At 73.2% G+C, this 239-nt stretch carries 1 pseudogene; it reads right to left on the minus strand.

Annotation, left to right across the window (positions count from 1 at the left end):
- Positions 1-239 (minus strand): annotated as a pseudogene (locus tag ACQG3P_RS23000) (glucose-6-phosphate dehydrogenase); the annotation flags it as partial.

Consider the following 239-nt stretch of genomic DNA (forward strand, 5'->3'; position numbering starts at 1 on the left):
CCAGCGACTGCGGAGGGCGCCGGTCCACCGCGCGGTAGTGGATGCGGTCCCGCAGCGCCTGGCTGTCATCCAGGCGGGCCGCCGGCATCGCGTGCTGCAGGCGCGGGCGCAGGTTCTGGCGGAACGCGTCGGTGTCGTGCGGGGACAGTGCCAGTGCGCGGTCCTTGATGTCTTCCGGCAGCAGGCCGTCGCCCAGCAGGCGCAGCAACGTAGGGTCCTGGTAGCGCTGGGCGAGGTCG

Origin of the sequence: Stenotrophomonas sp. SrG, assembly GCF_050031795.1 — a bacterium.
GTDB lineage: Bacteria > Pseudomonadota > Gammaproteobacteria > Xanthomonadales > Xanthomonadaceae > Stenotrophomonas > Stenotrophomonas rhizophila_A.